The organism is Actinomadura sp. ATCC 39365, assembly GCF_054392275.1.
In genome coordinates this window covers 1,960,302-1,976,048 of record NZ_CP184335.1, presented here as the reverse complement: position 1 = coordinate 1,976,048, position 15,747 = coordinate 1,960,302, and the positions used below count along the sequence as shown (strand labels likewise).

Below are 15,747 nucleotides of genomic sequence, written 5' to 3'. Positions count from 1 at the left end.
CCCTTCCCCGTTTCCGGCCCCAAGTCAGCTAAACCCGTAGAAACCCCTGGCTGTGTCCCCGAGGACCAGGTCCCGGTCGGTTCCGCCGAGCAGCGCGCCGGTGACCTCCCAGACCGTCCGGTAGTCGGCCGCCTGCAGGGCCACCGGCCAGTCGCTGCCGGCCATCAGCCGGTCCGGGCCGAACAGCTCGACGGCGTGCTCCACGTACGGCCGCAGGTCCTCCACCGTCCAGTTCCGGTGGTCGGCCTCGGTGACCAGGCCGGAGACCTTGGCGTACACGTTGGGGAAGCGGGACGCGCGAGCCAGCCCGCCGGCCCACGGCTCCCACTCGTGGTCCCTGATGCGCGGCTTGGAGAGGTGGTCGATGACGATCTTCAGGGACGGGTGCCGTCCGGCCAGCGTGACCACGTGGTCGAGATGCCTGGGCAGCAGCGAGACCACGTCGAACGTCAGCCCGGCCGCCGCGAGCAGGCCCAGCGACTCCAGCACCTCGTCGCGGACCAGCCAGTCGGGATCGGGCTCGTCGTGGATCAGGTGCCGGACGCCGCGGAACTTCGGATGGGCGGCGTACCGGGCGATCGCCTCGGCGGCCTCGTCCGGGCGCAGCAGCGGGATCCATCCGACCACCGCGCCGACGAAGTCGTGGGCGTCGGCCAGGGCCAGCAGGGCGTCGGTCTCGGCGTAGGAGTCGGCGGCCTGCACCAGCACCGTCCGGTCCACACCGGCCCGCGCCAGCTCGGGGGCCAGGTCGTGCGGCGCGTAGGTCCGGTAGAGCACGCCCGCCTCGGGGGTGAGCCAGGGGTAGTCGCCGGTTTCGAGGTCCCAGAAGTGCTGGTGCGCATCGACAATCACCCCCCAAACCTAGGATGTCTCGATCTTTCAGAGCAAGGGGTGCCAGCCGTGCTGACGCCAGCCCGGCGGCTGGTGCCACTCGGTCCAGCCGAAGCCGGTGCCGCCGTCGTCGGACGCCAGCTCGCACAGCGCCCTCGGGAACTCGGCCACCGCCCCCTCGGGCGAGACCAGCGTCACGGGGGCGAACGCGACCGGCCGCACGGTCACCGCACGGCCCGGGAAGCTCAGCAGCGTCTCCGCCGGGCGGTCGCCGTCGAACCGGGTGCCGGCCGTGAAGCCGTCCGCGTGCTCGATCCCGCCGCCGGGCGGCACCGTGAACGCCGGCCACGGCAGCGGCATGCCCAGGTTGACCTGGGTGCCGTGCAGGTGGGTGCCGTCGGAGAGCCGGCCGCTGCTCCACGTCCAGGAGAGCGACCACCAGTCCCTGACGCCCCAGCTGTGGTCGCGCTCGCCGTGGCCATGGAAGGGGCGGCCGTCGACCGTCCCGGTCACCTCGCAGGGGACCTCGTAGCGGGGGGTGAGCTGGTAGCCGTACACGCCGCCGCGGGTGTGCCATTCGAGGTCGAGCGACAGGCCGGGGGCGGCCAGGCGCAGCCGCGCGGTGCGCAGCGGGTCGGGCGCGGCCAGGTCGGCCTCGTAGGCGTCGGCGGACATCGTCAGGCCGGTCGGCGGGGCCTCGTGGTCGGTGATCTCCACCAGGTCGCCGCCGCGCCGGACGAGCCGGGCCCAGAACCAGGTGCGCTTCCAGTTGGGGTAGAGCCCGATGCGGACGTATCCGCCCAGCTCACCGTCGTCGGATACGAAGTCGAGGTAGTAGGACTCGTTCCACAGCGGGTCGTCGCCCGGCCGGTGGAGCTGCTCGTCCTGCTCGCCGAGGGGCCAGTCGCCCATGTTGACGATGCGCATGCCCGGACCGCCTCCCAAGCGCTTGCTACGAAACAAGCCTAGCGGGGATCCCGGCGGAACACGAAGAACAGGCGAGCCCATCCGCGCGGCTTCCCGGCCGGCATGAGGCCGCGGGCGCGCAGCCAGGCGGCGAAGTCGTCGGCGTCGGCCCGGTAGCCGGGCGGCGGGACGGCACGGGCCGCCGCGTAGGCGGCGAACTCCGCGGCCAGGGCGGGCCCGGCGGCACGGGCGGCGTCCGGGCGGAGCCTGGCCACCACGCCGCGCCGCTTGGCGACCAGGGCGGACGCCTGCACGCGCAGCCGTCCGGTGTCGAAGCCCGCCGGCGGATCCGCCCCGGTCACCAGGCACGCGACGACCCGCCCCTGCGCCTCCGCCAGCCGCGCCCGGGCCTCCTCACTCACCGCGCCCGCCCACGGCCTGCTCCACTGAGGACATGGCGGCCCGGATGCGGGCCAGTTCGCCGGCGAGCGCGGCGTCGCCCGGGTAGTCGTCGTCCCACTCCAGCAGCACCCCGGGCGGCCTGGTCCGGGCGCACAGCTCGGTCAGCAGGCCGAGGACGGCCGGCGGCACGGCGGCGGTGTGCGTGTCGTGCCAGATGCCGTGGTGCTCGTGCCCACCGGCCACGTGCACGTACGCCAGGTGCTCCAGCGGCAGCGCGTCCAGCGCGTCCACGGCCGACAGCCCCAGGTTGACCTGGGCGGCGTACAGGTTGGCGACGTCCACCAGCAGCCCCACCCCGGTACGTTCCACCACCTCGGCCAGGAAGCGGGCCTCGGTCAGCTCGTCGTCCGGCCAGCCGAAGATCGCCGCCACGTTCTCCAGGGCCAGCGGCACGGGCAGCGCCTCCTGGGCCAGCCGCACGTTCTCCACGACGATCTCCAGCGACTCCCGCGTCCGCGGCACCGGAAGCAGGTGCCCCGCCTCCACGCCGCCCCCGCGGACGAACGCCAGGTGCTCGCTGACCAGCGGCGAGTCCAGGGCCCGCGCGCAGGCCGCGAGGTGGGCGAGCCGGGCCGGGTCCGGCGGCTCTGCGCCGCCGACGCCCAGCGAGACGCCGTGCGGGATCACCGGCACGCCCCTGGCCCGCAGCACGCGCAGCGACTCGGGCAGGTCGCCGGGGTCGATGTTCTCGGCCACCACCTCGACGAACCCGACGCCCGCCATCCGCTCGATCGTCAGGTCGAGCTCGGGCCGCCATCCGATGCCCACCCCCAGGTCCGGCATGTCAGCTCCCTCCGCCGCCGCAGCCGCCCCCGCAGCCGCCGCCTCCGCAGCCGCTCCCGCCGCCGCACCCCGCCGTGCCGCAACCGCCCGCGCCCGCGCTGTGCGACTGGTCGCCGGCACGCCGCCGCCTGGTGGCGACCGTACGGGCCGGGGAGCCGTCGAGCGCGAGGACCAGGTTGGCGTCGTTCAGCTCGCCGAGGCCGTACAGCGCGACGGCCACCGGGCCCGCGGACGTGCCCGGCGGGTGGTCCAGCTTGGCCCGGTCGAGCGCGGCCTGCCCGGAAGCGGTGAGATCGGTGGGGAACGTGCGCCGGTGTCCGGCGATGGCGGTCGGCGCGCCCACGACCGTCCCGGCCAGGACGCCGAGCGCGGCCAGGGGAAGCGGTGACGTGCCCTCGACGGCGACCGACAGCGCCTCCACGGCCGCCCCGGCGAGCGCCAGCACCGCCAGCACCCGTAACCGGACGATCAGCCGGTCCACCTGGGTGAAGGAGCCGGTGGGGTGGACGGCGCCGATCCTGCCCAGCCGGTGCCTGAGCCCGTCCATGGTCTCGCCCTGGCCCACGCGCTCCCTGATGGTGCTCGCCCACGCGCCGGGGTTGCGCTCGACCTCGTCCAGGATGGCGTCCTCGACCGGCTCGCCGGTGCTTCGCGCGCCGGCCACGTGGTGCACCCGTCCGTCGCGGGACACGCGTACGGCCCCCGAGGCCGCCAGCAGCCCGACGGCGGTGTCGGCGACGCGCCTGGGGCCGCCCGCCAGGAAGGCCAGCTCGTAGGGGCCGAGATCGTGCGGCCGGAGCTCGACGGCGGCCCCCCGGATGGCGGCGTGCTCACGCCGGACCGCGAGAACGGTGACCCCGGCCGCCCCGGCCAGCGCCACCGCGAGGATGAGAAGGAACAGATCCATACGCCCTCCCCTCGTGCGGCCCGTCGGGCCGCGTACCGGGAAGACGTATAAGGCAGGCATAAAGGTTCCGGGGGCGATCAGGACGCCCCCGCGCGGTGCGGCGGCCAGCACCGCCGCACCGCGCGCGCCCGCTCAGCCGAGCCGGTCGAGCAGGGCGTCGTACTCGTCCCACAGTTCCTTCGGCAGGTGGTCGCCGAACTTCTCGAAGTGGGCCGGGATCAGGGCCGCCTCCTCGCGCCACACGTCGCGGTCGACCGACAGCAACGTGCGCAGGTCCTCCTCGGGCAGGTCGAGGCCGTCGGTGTCGAGCTCGGCGGGCAGCAGGCCGATCGCCGTGGGGTTCGCCTTGGCCTCGCCGTTGAGGCGCTCGACGATCCACTTGAGCACGCGGCTGTTCTCGCCGAAGCCGGGCCAGATGAACTTGCCCTCGTCGTTCTTCCTGAACCAGTTGACGTAGTAGATGCGCGGCAGCTTCGCGCCCTTGACCCGGCCGATGTCCAGCCAGTGGCCGAAGTAGTCGCCCATGTTGTAGCCGCAGAACGGCAGCATGGCGAACGGGTCGTAGCGCAGCTCGCCCACCTTGCCCTCGGCCGCGGCGGTCTTCTCGGAGGCGACGTTGGCTCCGAGGAAGACGCCGTGCTCCCAGCTCAGCGACTCCGTGACCAGAGGCACGGCGGTGGCGCGGCGGCCGCCGAAGAGAATCGCCGAGATGGGCACGCCCTTGGGGTCCTGCCACTCCGGTGCGACGGTCGGGCACTGGGAGGCGGGTGTGGTGAAGCGGGCGTTCGGGTGGGCGGCGGGCTCGTCGCTGTCGGGCGTCCAGGAGCGGCCCTTCCAGTCGGTCAGGTGCGCCGGGGGCTCCTCGGTGAGCCCCTCCCACCACACGTCACCGTCGTCGGTCAGGGCGACGTTGGTGAAGATGCTGTTGCCCCAGAGGGTCTTGATCGCGTTGGCGTTGGTCACCTGGCCGGTGCCGGGCGCGACGCCGAAGAAGCCGGCCTCCGGGTTGATGGCGTACAGGCGGCCGTCGTCGCCGAAGCGCATCCAGGCGATGTCGTCGCCGATCGTCTCGACCTTCCAGCCCGGGATCGTGGGCTGGAGCATGGCCAGGTTCGTCTTGCCGCACGCGCTCGGGAAGGCGGCGGCGACGTAACGGGTCTCGCCGTCGGGCGGCGTGAGCTTGAGGATGAGCATGTGCTCGGCCAGCCAGCCCTCGTCGCGGGCCATGACGCTGGCGATGCGCAGCGCGTAGCACTTCTTCCCCAGCAGCGCGTTGCCGCCGTAGCCCGAGCCGTAGGACCAGATCTCGCGGGTCTCGGGGAAGTGGCTGATGTACTTGGTGGAGCTGCACGGCCAGGCCACGTCGTGCTGGCCCGGCCGCAGCGGGGCGCCGACGGAGTGGACGGCCTTGACGAAGCCGCCGCGCTGCTCGATCAGGCGCAGAGCCCGGTCGCCCATGCGCGTCATGATCCGCATCGACACGGCCACGTACGCGGAGTCGGTGATCTCGACGCCGAGCTGCGAGATCTCGCCGCCGAGCGGGCCCATGCAGAACGGGACGACGTACATGGTGCGGCCGCGCATGCAGCCCGCGAAGAGCTCGGAGAAGGTCTTGCGCATCTGCGCTGGAGCGATCCAGTTGTTGGTCGGGCCTGCATCCTCCTCGCGCTCCGAGCAGATGTAGGTACGGTCCTCGACCCGCGCCACGTCGCTGGGATCGGACTTGGCGTAGAAGCTGTTCGGGCGCGCGGCGAGCCGGGTGAGCGTGCCCTGCTCGACGAGGAGGTTGGTCAGGCGCGTCCACTCCTCCTCCGAGCCGTCGCACCACTCGATCCGGTCGGGCTGGGTCAGGGCTGCGATCTCGTTCACCCACGCGACCAATTCGCGATTGCTCGTCGGCGCGGGCACTTCCACGGAAACGGACACGACTGTGACTCCTCCACTCTCTCAGGGCCCAGACATCATTAACGACGAAGGCGCATGAAGGCCAATTGGCATAGACCTATTGGCGCGACCGTCGTCGCAGGCAGCGGCCCTGACGATCCGGGGAGCCTACCCAGGTCTCCGAGATTTAAAAGAGGAATTTCGCGGGGCCCGTCCAGGCCAATTCGCGTGGTCTAAACCAATTACCGAAGTGGTTTAGTCCAATTTCCGGAGCCGTTTCCGCCGGTGTTCTCAGGAATTGACGTCGGGGCCCGCGTTGCGCACTCTGTCGACGTGCTGGAGGGCGTCGCGCAGCTCGGCCAGCCAGGTGTCGGTGTTCTTGCCGACCAGGCGCACGCACCAGGCGAGCGCGTCGCTGCGGCTCCTGGCCACCCCGGCGGCGACCAGTGTGTCGAGCACCTGACGCTCCGACTGACGCAGACGCGTCATCACGGGCACGGACAGTGTGGTGAACATCACAGTCTCGCCCCCGCACCGCACGCCCCAGGAGACCTTCTGGCGGAAGCGGCGCTCCGCCTCGCGGGCGATCTCGATCCGCCGCTCGCGGGTCTCCTCCCTGAACCGGCGGGCCAGCCCCTCGATGAGGGCGAGACGCTCGGCCTCGGGGGTGTCGTCGGGCGGATCGGGCAGCGTGCCGAGCACCGCGATCTCCTCGCGGTCACGGACGATCTCAGGGGCCCCGGTGAACCACCCCTCGGGGAGCCGGCCGGTGAACCAGCCGCGGACCTGCGCGCTCATCTCTTCTGTTGACATGTAATCACGATTACACAGTTGCGCGCGAAATGCACGAGCCGAACCCACGGTTCGTGCCGAAGGTTCGTTCAGCGGACGCGGGCGGCCGCGACAGGGCTGACCCGGACGACGCCGGCCAGGTTCCGGGTGCTCAACGGGGAGATCTTGACGACGTCACCGGTACGCGGCGCCTGCAGCACCTTCCCGTTGCCCCAGTAGATCGCCACGTGCGAGATGTAACCCGGGTTCGTCGGGTCGTTGCGCCAGAAGATCAGGTCGCCCGGTTGCGCCTGTGCCAGCGGCACCTGCGGCCCGGCCACCCACTGCTGGTGGGTCACCCGCGGCATCCGTACGCCCGCCTGCCCGTACGCCCACTGCACCAGCCCCGAGCAGTCGAACGTGTCGGGCCCCTCGGCCCCCCACACGTACGGCCGGCCCAGCTTGGACACCGCGGCCTTCAGCGCCGCCGTGAGCTGTTCCACGGTCATGAACGACCCGGACGGCCAGTTCTTCGGAGTGTCGGCCCTGGGCCGCGGCTGGACGGGGTTGACGGTGGCCACCTGCGTGCCCTTGGGCATCGCGGCCAGGATGGCCCTGCGCAGCGCGTCGGAGTTCGTGCCCGGGGCGCTGACGATGAGCGCGTTGTCGCGCGGGAGGCGCAGCCGGCGCCCGGTCTCCTTGGACACGACCGCGTCGACCGCGCCGAACCCGGTGGTGGCGTACGCGCCGATGCGCAGCGGCCCGGCCGGCCCGCTCACGCGGCTGTGCAGCGCGAGCCCGCCGTCGTTGCCCAGCACGAACGAGACCGCCACGTCGCCGGAGGCCACGTTCTGCCACAGGGCGTCCGACGACGCCGTCACCTTGGGGGTGTAGGCCCGGAACGTGGACGGGTTCACCGCGAGCGTCTGCACCCGCTTGCCGTCGAGCGAGATCGAGGCCGCGTCGGCCAGCTCAAGGGCCCGTACGCCGCGCAGCCTGGCCACCTTGCGCAGCAGGTCGTCCGTGAACGGCTTGCGGGTGAGCACGAAGAGGTGGGGTTTGCGCAGCTTGCTCAGCGGCGCCACCGGCTGCTGCTCGGCACGGGACTCGGCCATGAGCGTCTGCTTCGGCACCGGTCGCGCCCGCACCACCTCGACCGGCGCCTGCTCCTCCCCCGTCTGGACCAGCACCAGCACGTCGGTGGTGAGCACGGCCACCAGCATCACCACGATGAAGGGGATGAGCCTGGATAAGTCTCGCCGTTTCCGCGTCTTCACCAGGAAGCTGAGGTCCTGCGCAATTCCAGGCGAACGCGAAAACGCCGCCGGGCCGACGTGGGCCCGGCGGTCAGGATCTGCGGGGGTCAGTTGCCGATGTACGGCACAGCCTCGAGGATCTCGACGGTGTTCTGGCGGCCGTTGGGCATCGAGTACGTCGCCTTCTCACCGATCTTCTTGCCGTTGATCGCCGAGCCGAGCGGCGACTTGGGCGAGTAGACGTCGATCGGCGCTCCGCTCTCCTCGCGGGAGGCGAGCAGGAAGGTGACCTCGTCGTCGTCGCCGACGAACCGGATCGTCACGGTCATGCCGGGGCCGACCACGCCTTCGGTCTTGGGGGCCTCTCCGACCTTGGCGTTGTCGAGGATCTGGCGGAGGTGGAAGATCCGGGCCTCCATCTTGCCCTGCTCGTCCTTGGCGGCGTGGTAGCCGCCGTTCTCCTTCAGGTCGCCCTCCTCACGGGCGGCCTCGATCTTCTTGGCGATGTCGACGCGCCCGGGGCCAGAGAGATATTCGTACTCCGCCTTCAGGCGGTCGTACGCCTCCTGCGTCAGCCATGTGACGTTCTCATCGCGAGAGTCGGCCACGGGTTCTCCTTGCTTGCCTAGGGGGCCCTGAGATCACTTGAGGATGTGGACGGTCGAATTGCGAAAGGCTAACAACTCAACCGACCGGACGCTTCCCCAAATGTCTCACTATACGAGATTGCAGTACTGGATGTGGACGGAAGTGGCCTGACCACTGGTGTCGAGGCTCTCCTTGAGCTGCTTACTACCCTCACCAGCCGGGATTCTTACTTCCTTGCTACCGACTTCCGCGTGGTAGACGTCCAGTGCCCTGATCCGGCAGACGGCCACTCTATCGTCGGGCTTGTACACCTCGAAGGTGATCTCCGCGCGCCCGGGCGCGTCGATGCTGAACGAGACGACTTGCGCCGGGGCCTCCGAGCCGCCGCCGGCCGTCATCGACCACATCACCCATCCCCAGCCACCGGCGACGATGGCCACCAGCACGCCGATCACGACATGCACGACCAGCCGGCCGCCTCTCTTCGGACGGTCGGGGAAGTCGTCGGGTGTGCCGAGAACGGGTCCGTTCCCGACATCTTCGGTGACCATGGCGGAATCTCCCTGCACTCCCTGAGCGTTATCCGAGACAATTGTCGCCCGCGGGGGGCGTGCCCTCGCGACCGCCCAGCAGAAACTAACCTCTCTGGACGAGTGACCGGTCCTCCACCGAGGAGACCCTGTGAGGAGAACGCGCCCGTGAGTGCACCCCTGAGGTTGATGGCAGTCCACGCCCACCCCGACGACGAGTCGAGCAAGGGCGCCGCCACGATGGCGCGTTACGTGCGCGAAGGCGTGGAAGTGCTGGTCTGTACCCTCACGGGCGGTGAGCGGGGTTCCGTGCTCAACCCGAAGATGGACCGGCCCGAGATCGTGGCCAACATCGGCGAGGTGCGCAGGGCGGAGATGGAGCGGGCCCGCGAGATCCTCGGGGTCCAGCAGCGTTTCATGGGCTTTGTCGACTCCGGCCTGCCGGAGAGCGAGGAGGAGGAGCTGCCCGAGGGCTGCTTCGCCGTGCAGAAGCTTGAGGACGCCACCGCCCCGCTGGTGGCCGCCGTGCGCGAGTTCCGCCCGCACGTGATCATCACGTACGACGACGACGGCGGCTACCCGCACCCCGACCACATCATGACCAACAAGGTCTCCGTCGAGGCGTTCGAGGCGGCCGGCGACCCCGACCGCTACCCCGGCACCGGCGACCCGTGGCAGCCGATGAAGCTCTACTACCAGATGGGCTTCACCAAGGAGCGCTTCGAGGCGCTGCACGAGGCCATGACCGAACGCGGGCTCGGCTCCCCGTACTCCGACTGGATCTCCCGCTGGGAGGACCGGCCCGCCAAGTGGCCGGTGACGACGCGGGTGCCGTGCGGCGAGTACTTCCAGATCCGCGACGAGGCGCTGCTCGCGCACGCCACCCAGGTCGACCCCGACGGCTTCTGGTTCGTCTGCCCGCGCGAGCTGCAGCAGGAGATCTGGCCGACCGAGGACTACCACCTGGCGCGCTCGCTCGTCGACACCGAGCTGCCCGAGGACGACCTGTTCGCCGGCATCCACGCCGAGGACGTCTCACCCGCCTGCCACTGACCGGACCACGGCATACGGGTGGCAGACTGAAGGTGTGACAGTTCTCGCAGCTGGTGATGTCAGTCCGGGTCTGCTCGGCTTCACCGTCGTCGCCCTCATCGGGCTGGCCCTCTACATCCTGATCAAGTCGATGAACAAGCAGATGTCGAAGATCCAGGTTCCGCACGAGGGCGACACGGACAAGAAAGCCGAATAGATGCCGATCGAAGTTGTCGACAACTCGACGGAGTGCCGCTTCGAGGTCCTCGTCGACGGCAAGGTCGCCGGGTTCGCCGACTATCGACTGCTGCCCACCAAAGTCGTCTTCACGCACACCGAGGTGCTGCCCGCCTACGAGGGCCAGGGCCTGGCGAGCAGGCTCGTCGACTACGCGCTGCGCACGAGCATCGACACCGGGCTGCGCATCGTGCCGCTGTGCCCCTACGTGGCCCGCTACATCGAGCGTCACCCCGAGTTCAAGGAGTACAGCGACCCGTCAGTCGCGGGGTGACCAGGCGCGTTCCAGGGCCTTGGGCAGGCCCCACCAGCCGAGCGGGGTCAGCACCTCGTCGGCGTCCACGATGCCCAGGTAGGTCCACAGGCTGACCACCGAGGTGAACAGGCCCTCGGTGGCGTCGAGGTCGTCGTCGTCCTGCTCGCCCGACTCGATGTCGCCCGACTCGGCGATGAGCCTGGCCAGGCGTTCCGGCGAGGCCAGCACCCCGGGCCCCATGCGGGCCAGCGCCGCCACCGCGGCCAGCCAGTCGGCGTGCTGGATCGCGCACAGATTGGCCAGTGCGGTGTCCTCGTGGCCGAGCTCCCCCTCCAGGTCGGCGAACTCCTCCGGCACGTCGTCATCCTCCGACAGGTCGGAGATCGGCCCGGCCACGCCCGCCGCCACCGCCAGCCACAACTCCCGGTCGTCGCCCGGCATCGGCCGGTCGTCGAACCCGGCGCAGGCGCGCAGCACGTTCGCGGGGTAGCCGGGCAGGTCCAGCAGCACGCGCAGGCGCGCGGCGGCCAGCTCCAGCTCGACCAGCGGCAGCTCGGGCGCCTTGGGCAGCTCGCCGACGATGCGGCGCAGCTCCGACAGCGCGAACGCCTCCTCCTCGTCGAGGGCGGCGAACAGCTCCTCGTCCTGCTCGTCGCTGACCGCGAAGCCGGGCACCCGGCCGTCGGGCAGCGGCGTGGCCAGCCAGTGCTCCTGGAGCTCCTCGTACGCCCGGCGGGCGGCGTGGTCACCCCGGGCCAGCGCGTCCGGATCGATCTCGCCGGCGCCGACGCGCTCCTCCAGGAAGGAGACCATGCGCCCGAACATCTCGGCCGCGACCGGACCGCGCTCGTCCTCCTCGGGCCAGACGAAGTAGCTGGGCGTCATGAGGATCGGCTCGGTGCCGGTGGACTCGACCCAGCGCTGCACGTCGCCGACGGTGGCCACGCCCGCCTCGATGGAGCTGAGCGTGGCCTTGGCGGAGTCCCAGAACGGCTGCGAGAGCGGGTTGCCCGCCGACACCATGGCCCGCCGCAGATCGGGCAGCGCCACCAGCGCCACGCCCGAGGGCACGGCCAGCAGCGCGCGGGCGACGTCCCTGCGCGTGACGGCGACCGGCGGGCGTCCGGCGTGGGCGCAGACGTAGTCGATGTCCACGCCCGTAACCTACGCCGTCCGCCCCGCCCGAGTCAGCCGCGGGGGTGGCGGCCCGGCCCCGGGGACGCGGTTTAGGGTGAGCGGGGGAGGTCCTGATGAACCGGTTGAACGACGCCACGAGCCCATACCTGCTGCAGCACGCGGGCAATCCCGTCGATTGGCACCCGTGGGGCGAGGAGGCGTTCGCCGAGGCCCGGCGCCGGGACGTGCCGCTGCTGATCAGCGTGGGCTACTCGGCGTGCCACTGGTGCCACGTGATGGCCCACGAGAGCTTCGAGGACGCCGACACGGCCGCCCTCATGAACGAGCACTTCGTCAACGTCAAGGTCGACCGCGAGGAGCGGCCCGACGTCGACGCCGTCTACATGACCGCCACCCAGGCCATGACCCAGCAGGGCGGCTGGCCGATGACGGTGTTCGCCACGCCCGACGGCCATCCGTTCTACTGCGGCACGTACTTCCCGCGGCCCCACTTCCGGCGCCTGCTGGCCGAGATCCACCGGGTGTGGACCGGCGACCGGGAGTCGGTGCTGACGCAGGGGGCCAAGGTGGTCGAGGCGCTCAACGAGAACACCGCGTTCCCGCGCGGCGCCGCTCCGCAGGCGGAGACGCTGGAGCGGGCCGTCGCCAACCTGCGGGAGTCGTTCGACCCGGTCAACGGCGGGTTCGGCGGCGCGCCGAAGTTCCCGCCGTCGATGGTCCTGGAGTTCCTGCTGCGCTCCGGCGAGCGCGAGATGAGCGGCCGGACGCTCGGGTCCATGGCCCGCGGCGGCATCTACGACCAGCTCGGCGGCGGTTTCGCGCGGTACAGCGTCGACGCCGAGTGGGTGGTCCCGCACTTCGAGAAGATGCTCTACGACAACGCCCTGCTGCTGCGGGTGTACACCCACTGGTGGAAGGCGGGCGGCGGCGACCTGGCCCGCCGGGTGGCGCTGGAGACGGCCGGCTGGATGCTGCGCGAGCTGCGTACGCCCGAGGGCGGCTTCGCCTCGGCCCTCGACGCCGACAGCGAGGGCGTGGAGGGCAAGTTCTACGTCTGGACGCCCGAGGAGCTGCGCGAGGTCCTGGGGGACGACGACGGCCGCTGGGCCACCGGGCTGTTCGATGTCACCGGCACGTTCGAGCACGGCACGTCGGTGCTCCAGCTCCCGCGCGACCCCGAGGACCAGGTGCGGTACGCCGGCGTGCGCGGCAGGCTGCTGGCGGCCAGGGAGCTGCGGGTGCGGCCGGGCCGCGACGACAAGGTCGTGGCCTCCTGGAACGGCCTGGCCGTCGCGGCGCTGGCGGAGGCCGGCGTGGTGTTCGAGCGCCCCGACCTGGTCGAGGCCGCCACGGCGGCGGCCGAGCTGCTCGCGGACGTGCACACGACCGGCGGGCGGCTGCTGCGCACCTCCCGCGACGGGCGCGCGGGCGCCAACGCGGGCGTGCTGGAGGACTACGCGAACGTGGCCGAGGGCCTGATCTCCCTCTACGGCGTGACCGGCGCGACGAAATGGCTCCGGCTGGCCGGGACACTGCTCGACACGGTCCTCGACCGTTTCTCCGACGGCTCCGGCGGCTTCTACGACACCGCTGACGACGCCGAACGGCTGTTCCAGCGCCCACAGGACCCCACCGACAACGCCACGCCCTCCGGCCAGTACGCGGCCGCGGGGGCCCTGCTCTCCTACGCCGCGCTGACCGGCTCGGCCAGGCACCGGGAGGCCGCCGCGGCCGCGCTCGCCACGGTGTCGGTGCTGGCCGACCGGCACGCCAGGTTCGCCGGCTGGGGGCTGGCCGTGGTCCGCGCGGCGCTCGACGGGCCCGTGGAGGTGGCGGTCGTCGGCAGCCCCGCCGACCCGCGTACGGCCGCCCTGCACCGGGAGGCGCTGCTGGCCGACGTGCCGGGCCTGGTGGTCGCGCCCGGCGACGGCGAGGCCGACGGGGAGCCGTTCCCGGCGCTGCTGGAGGGGCGCGGGCCGATCGGGGGCGCGCCGGCCGCCTACGTGTGCAGGGGGTTCACCTGCCGGCTGCCGGTCACCACCGTGGAGGAGCTGCGGGCCCAGCTAGCCGGTGCCTGACGGCCGGCCCAGGTTGTCGCGCTGGGTGTCACGGCCCTCGTCCGGGGGCCCCAGAGGCTGGTCTGAGGGCGCCGTGGGGGCGTCCTGGGGGCGTTCGTCCTGCCGGCCGGTCCTGCCGTTGTCGCCCGAGCCGTCGTCGGTGGGCGCCTCGGTGACCGCCGGGTCGCCGAAGGGCTGCTGCTCGGTGGGGCCTGAGTCGGGGTTGTCCCACTCGTTCTGGTCGGCGGGCGGCGGCGACTGCTGGTCGCGGACGTCGCGGCCGCGGTCGGGCGGCGAGTAGGAGGACTCGTAGCCGTACTGGGAGGGCTCGGGGAACTCCTCGACGGGCTCGCCGGCCATGGCCTCGGTCATGAACGCCCGCCAGACCTGCGCCGGGAGCTGGCCGCCGAACTGCGTGCCGTAGCCGGGGATGGTGACGGTCTCGTCGTCGCTGCGGAACATGTTCACGGCGACGGCGAGCTGCGGGACGAACCCGTTGAACCAGACGTTCTTGGAGTCGTCGGTGGTGCCGGTCTTGCCGGCGACCGGACGGTCGTAGAGGCGGGCGGCGGTGCCGGTGCCGTACTTGACGACCTGCTGCATCGCGTAGACGGTGTCGGCGGCGGCCTGCTCCTCCACCACCTTCGTGGCGACGGGCTTGACCGTCTTCTTCTCTCCCTTGCCGTCGGTCACCGACCGCACCACGTGGGCCTCCATGTGCACGCCCTTGTTGGCGAAGGTGGAGAAGCCCGAGGCGTTCTGGACGGCGCTGACCGAGGACACGCCGAGCGGGAAGGTCGCGTACGCCTGCTGCCCCTGCAACTGCTCCTTGGGGATGCCCGCGGCCTCGGCGACGGCCGCGACCTTGTCCAGGCCGACCTTCTGGCCGAGGTCGACGAAGGCCGTGTTGACGGAGTTCTGGGTGGCGCTGACCAGGTTGATCTGGCCGTAGGAGCGGCCGCTGTCGTTGGGGATGGGCTTGTCGGCCGAGGCCACGCGCAGCGGCGAGTTGCCGTCGACCCTGGTGGACAGGTCGAAGCCGTTGTCGAGCGCGGCGGCCAGCGTGTACGGCTTGAACGTCGAGCCCGCCATCCGCTTGGCCGAGAACGCGTTGTCGTAGTCGCCGACCTGGTCGTGGCGGCCGCCGTAGAAGGCGACGACCTCGCCGGTGGCCGGATCGACGGCGGCCAGCCCGGTGCGCACCTTCTTCGGCGTCGAGGCCGGGAGCACGTCCTTGACCGCCTGCTCGGCCGCCGTCATGAGCTTCTTGTCGAACGTCGTGACGATCTTCAGGCCGCCGCTGTTGATGGTCTCGTCGGAGTAGCCGCGCCGGTTGAGCTCGGCGGTGACCTGGTCGAGCATGTACTGGCCCTGGCCCTTGAGCTCGAACGGCTTCTTGGGCGCCTTGAGCGCCGGGAAACGCTCGGCGGCGGCCTGCTGACGCGACAGCGCGCCCGTCTGGCTCATGGCGTTGATCACGGCCTGCCACCGGGAGCGGGCCGCGGCGAGGTCGGCGCCCTCGGGGTCGGCGAACCGGCTGGGCTGCTGGATGACCGCCGCCAGGTAGGCGCCCTCGGCGACGGTGAGCTTGTCGACGTCCTTGCCGAAGTAGGCGCGGGCGGCCGACTGGACGCCGTTGGCGCCGCGGCCGAAGTAGATCGTGTTGAGGTACTGCTCCAGCACCCAGTCCTTCGACTTGGACTGGTCGACCTTCATCGCGATGAGGATCTCTTTGAACTTGCGGGTGACCGAGCGCTCCTGGCTGAGGCCGCTGTAGTAGTTGCGCACGAGCTGCTGGGTGATCGTGGAGCCGCCCTGGAGCTGCTGCCCGGTGACGGTGGACCAGACGGCCCGCGCGGTGCCCTTGAGCGAGACGCCGCCGTCGTTGTAGAACGAGCGGTTCTCGGCGGCGATGACCGCGTCGCGCACGTGTTTGGGCACCTTGGCCAGCTCGACGTTCCTGCGGTCGACGCCCTGCCGGGCGAGCACCGTCTTGGCGTCGCGGTAATAGATCACCGAGCCTTCGGCGGTGGCCGATTTCTGCGTGCTGTCGGGAATGGGAGTCATCGCCCACGCAATGGCGAAAAGACCGGCGAGCACGGCGATTCCG

At 71.3% G+C, this 15,747-nt stretch carries 16 protein-coding genes; 4 read left to right on the top strand and 12 right to left on the bottom strand.

The genetic code is table 11. The annotated features are described in order from the left end of the window. Positions 1 to 24 precede the first annotated feature (24 nt). The 10 genes from ACNF49_RS10060 to ACNF49_RS10015 all read right to left on the bottom strand — a co-directional run bounded on the left by ACNF49_RS10060 (position 25) and on the right by ACNF49_RS10015 (position 8,939). Positions 25 to 852 (bottom strand): amidohydrolase family protein, encoded by an 828-nt coding sequence (locus tag ACNF49_RS10060; protein ID WP_357974624.1) that lies wholly within the window; start codon positions 850 to 852, stop codon positions 25 to 27. Between the two features lie 27 nt (positions 853 to 879). Continuing rightward, on the bottom strand, positions 880 to 1,758 hold the full coding sequence (locus ACNF49_RS10055; protein ID WP_357974627.1) for a DUF7064 domain-containing protein: 879 nt from the start codon (positions 1,756 to 1,758) through the stop codon (positions 880 to 882). A gap of 38 nt (positions 1,759 to 1,796) precedes the next feature. Further along, positions 1,797 to 2,159 carry an SCO6045 C-terminal-like domain-containing protein gene (locus ACNF49_RS10050; RefSeq protein WP_357974630.1) on the bottom strand — a complete coding sequence of 121 codons (363 nt, stop codon included), beginning with the start codon at positions 2,157 to 2,159 and terminating at the stop codon, positions 1,797 to 1,799. Beyond that, positions 2,152 to 2,982, bottom strand: a complete 831-nt coding sequence (locus tag ACNF49_RS10045) for an MbnB/TglH/ChrH family RiPP precursor modification enzyme (protein WP_482943510.1) — start codon at positions 2,980 to 2,982, stop codon at positions 2,152 to 2,154. The genes ACNF49_RS10050 and ACNF49_RS10045 overlap by 8 nt, the downstream gene beginning before the upstream one ends. A 1-nt stretch (position 2,983) precedes the next feature. Further along, on the bottom strand, positions 2,984 to 3,889 hold the full coding sequence (locus ACNF49_RS10040; protein WP_482943509.1) for a TIGR04222 domain-containing membrane protein: 906 nt from the start codon (positions 3,887 to 3,889) through the stop codon (positions 2,984 to 2,986). A 132-nt stretch (positions 3,890 to 4,021) separates the two neighbouring features. After that, entirely contained in the window at positions 4,022 to 5,815 is a 1,794-nt protein-coding gene (locus ACNF49_RS10035) for a phosphoenolpyruvate carboxykinase (GTP) (RefSeq protein WP_482943508.1), read from the bottom strand. A gap of 249 nt (positions 5,816 to 6,064) precedes the next feature. Beyond that, on the bottom strand, positions 6,065 to 6,586 hold the full coding sequence (gene abmR / locus ACNF49_RS10030) for an ATP-binding transcription factor AbmR (RefSeq protein WP_482943507.1): 522 nt from the start codon (positions 6,584 to 6,586) through the stop codon (positions 6,065 to 6,067). Positions 6,587 to 6,654: 68 nt separating this feature from the next. Then, a complete protein-coding gene (locus tag ACNF49_RS10025) occupies positions 6,655 to 7,767 on the bottom strand; it encodes a C40 family peptidase (protein ID WP_357974911.1) in 1,113 nt (370 codons plus the stop codon). Between the two features lie 140 nt (positions 7,768 to 7,907). Next, the gene (gene greA / locus ACNF49_RS10020; protein WP_352323258.1) at positions 7,908 to 8,408 is read right to left on the bottom strand and encodes a transcription elongation factor GreA; all 501 of its coding nucleotides are present in this window, start codon (positions 8,406 to 8,408) and stop codon (positions 7,908 to 7,910) included. Between the two features lie 108 nt (positions 8,409 to 8,516). Continuing rightward, entirely contained in the window at positions 8,517 to 8,939 is a 423-nt protein-coding gene (locus ACNF49_RS10015) for a DUF4307 domain-containing protein (RefSeq protein ID WP_357974645.1), read from the bottom strand. Between the two features lie 147 nt (positions 8,940 to 9,086). Here ACNF49_RS10015 and mca point away from each other — a divergent pair, with 147 nt between their 5' ends. The 3 genes from mca to ACNF49_RS10000 are packed head-to-tail and all read left to right on the top strand — an operon-like array spanning position 9,087 to position 10,461. Beyond that, on the top strand, positions 9,087 to 9,971 hold the full coding sequence (mca, locus tag ACNF49_RS10010) for a mycothiol conjugate amidase Mca (RefSeq protein ID WP_357974648.1): 885 nt from the start codon (positions 9,087 to 9,089) through the stop codon (positions 9,969 to 9,971). A gap of 34 nt (positions 9,972 to 10,005) precedes the next feature. Beyond that, a complete protein-coding gene (locus ACNF49_RS10005) occupies positions 10,006 to 10,167 on the top strand; it encodes a hypothetical protein (RefSeq protein WP_352323255.1) in 162 nt (53 codons plus the stop codon). Next, positions 10,168 to 10,461, top strand: coding sequence for a GNAT family N-acetyltransferase (locus ACNF49_RS10000; protein ID WP_357974651.1), 294 nt, complete (start codon positions 10,168 to 10,170; stop codon positions 10,459 to 10,461). On the opposite strand, the gene ACNF49_RS09995 is transcribed toward ACNF49_RS10000, so the two are convergent. Next, complete coding sequence (locus ACNF49_RS09995) at positions 10,447 to 11,598, bottom strand: hypothetical protein (protein WP_482943506.1); 1,152 nt, start codon at positions 11,596 to 11,598, stop codon at positions 10,447 to 10,449. The genes ACNF49_RS10000 and ACNF49_RS09995 overlap by 15 nt on opposite strands. 95 nt (positions 11,599 to 11,693) lie before the next feature. On the opposite strand from ACNF49_RS09995, the gene ACNF49_RS09990 reads away from it, so the two are divergent. Further along, positions 11,694 to 13,658: a thioredoxin domain-containing protein gene (locus tag ACNF49_RS09990; protein WP_482943505.1), complete on the top strand. Its 1,965-nt coding sequence runs from the start codon at positions 11,694 to 11,696 to the stop codon at positions 13,656 to 13,658. On the opposite strand, the gene ACNF49_RS09985 is transcribed toward ACNF49_RS09990, so the two are convergent. After that, positions 13,644 to 15,704 carry a transglycosylase domain-containing protein gene (locus ACNF49_RS09985; RefSeq protein ID WP_357974660.1) on the bottom strand — a complete coding sequence of 687 codons (2,061 nt, stop codon included), beginning with the start codon at positions 15,702 to 15,704 and terminating at the stop codon, positions 13,644 to 13,646. The two genes, ACNF49_RS09990 and ACNF49_RS09985, sit on opposite strands and share 15 nt — an antisense overlap. Positions 15,705 to 15,747: the final 43 nt, after the last annotated feature.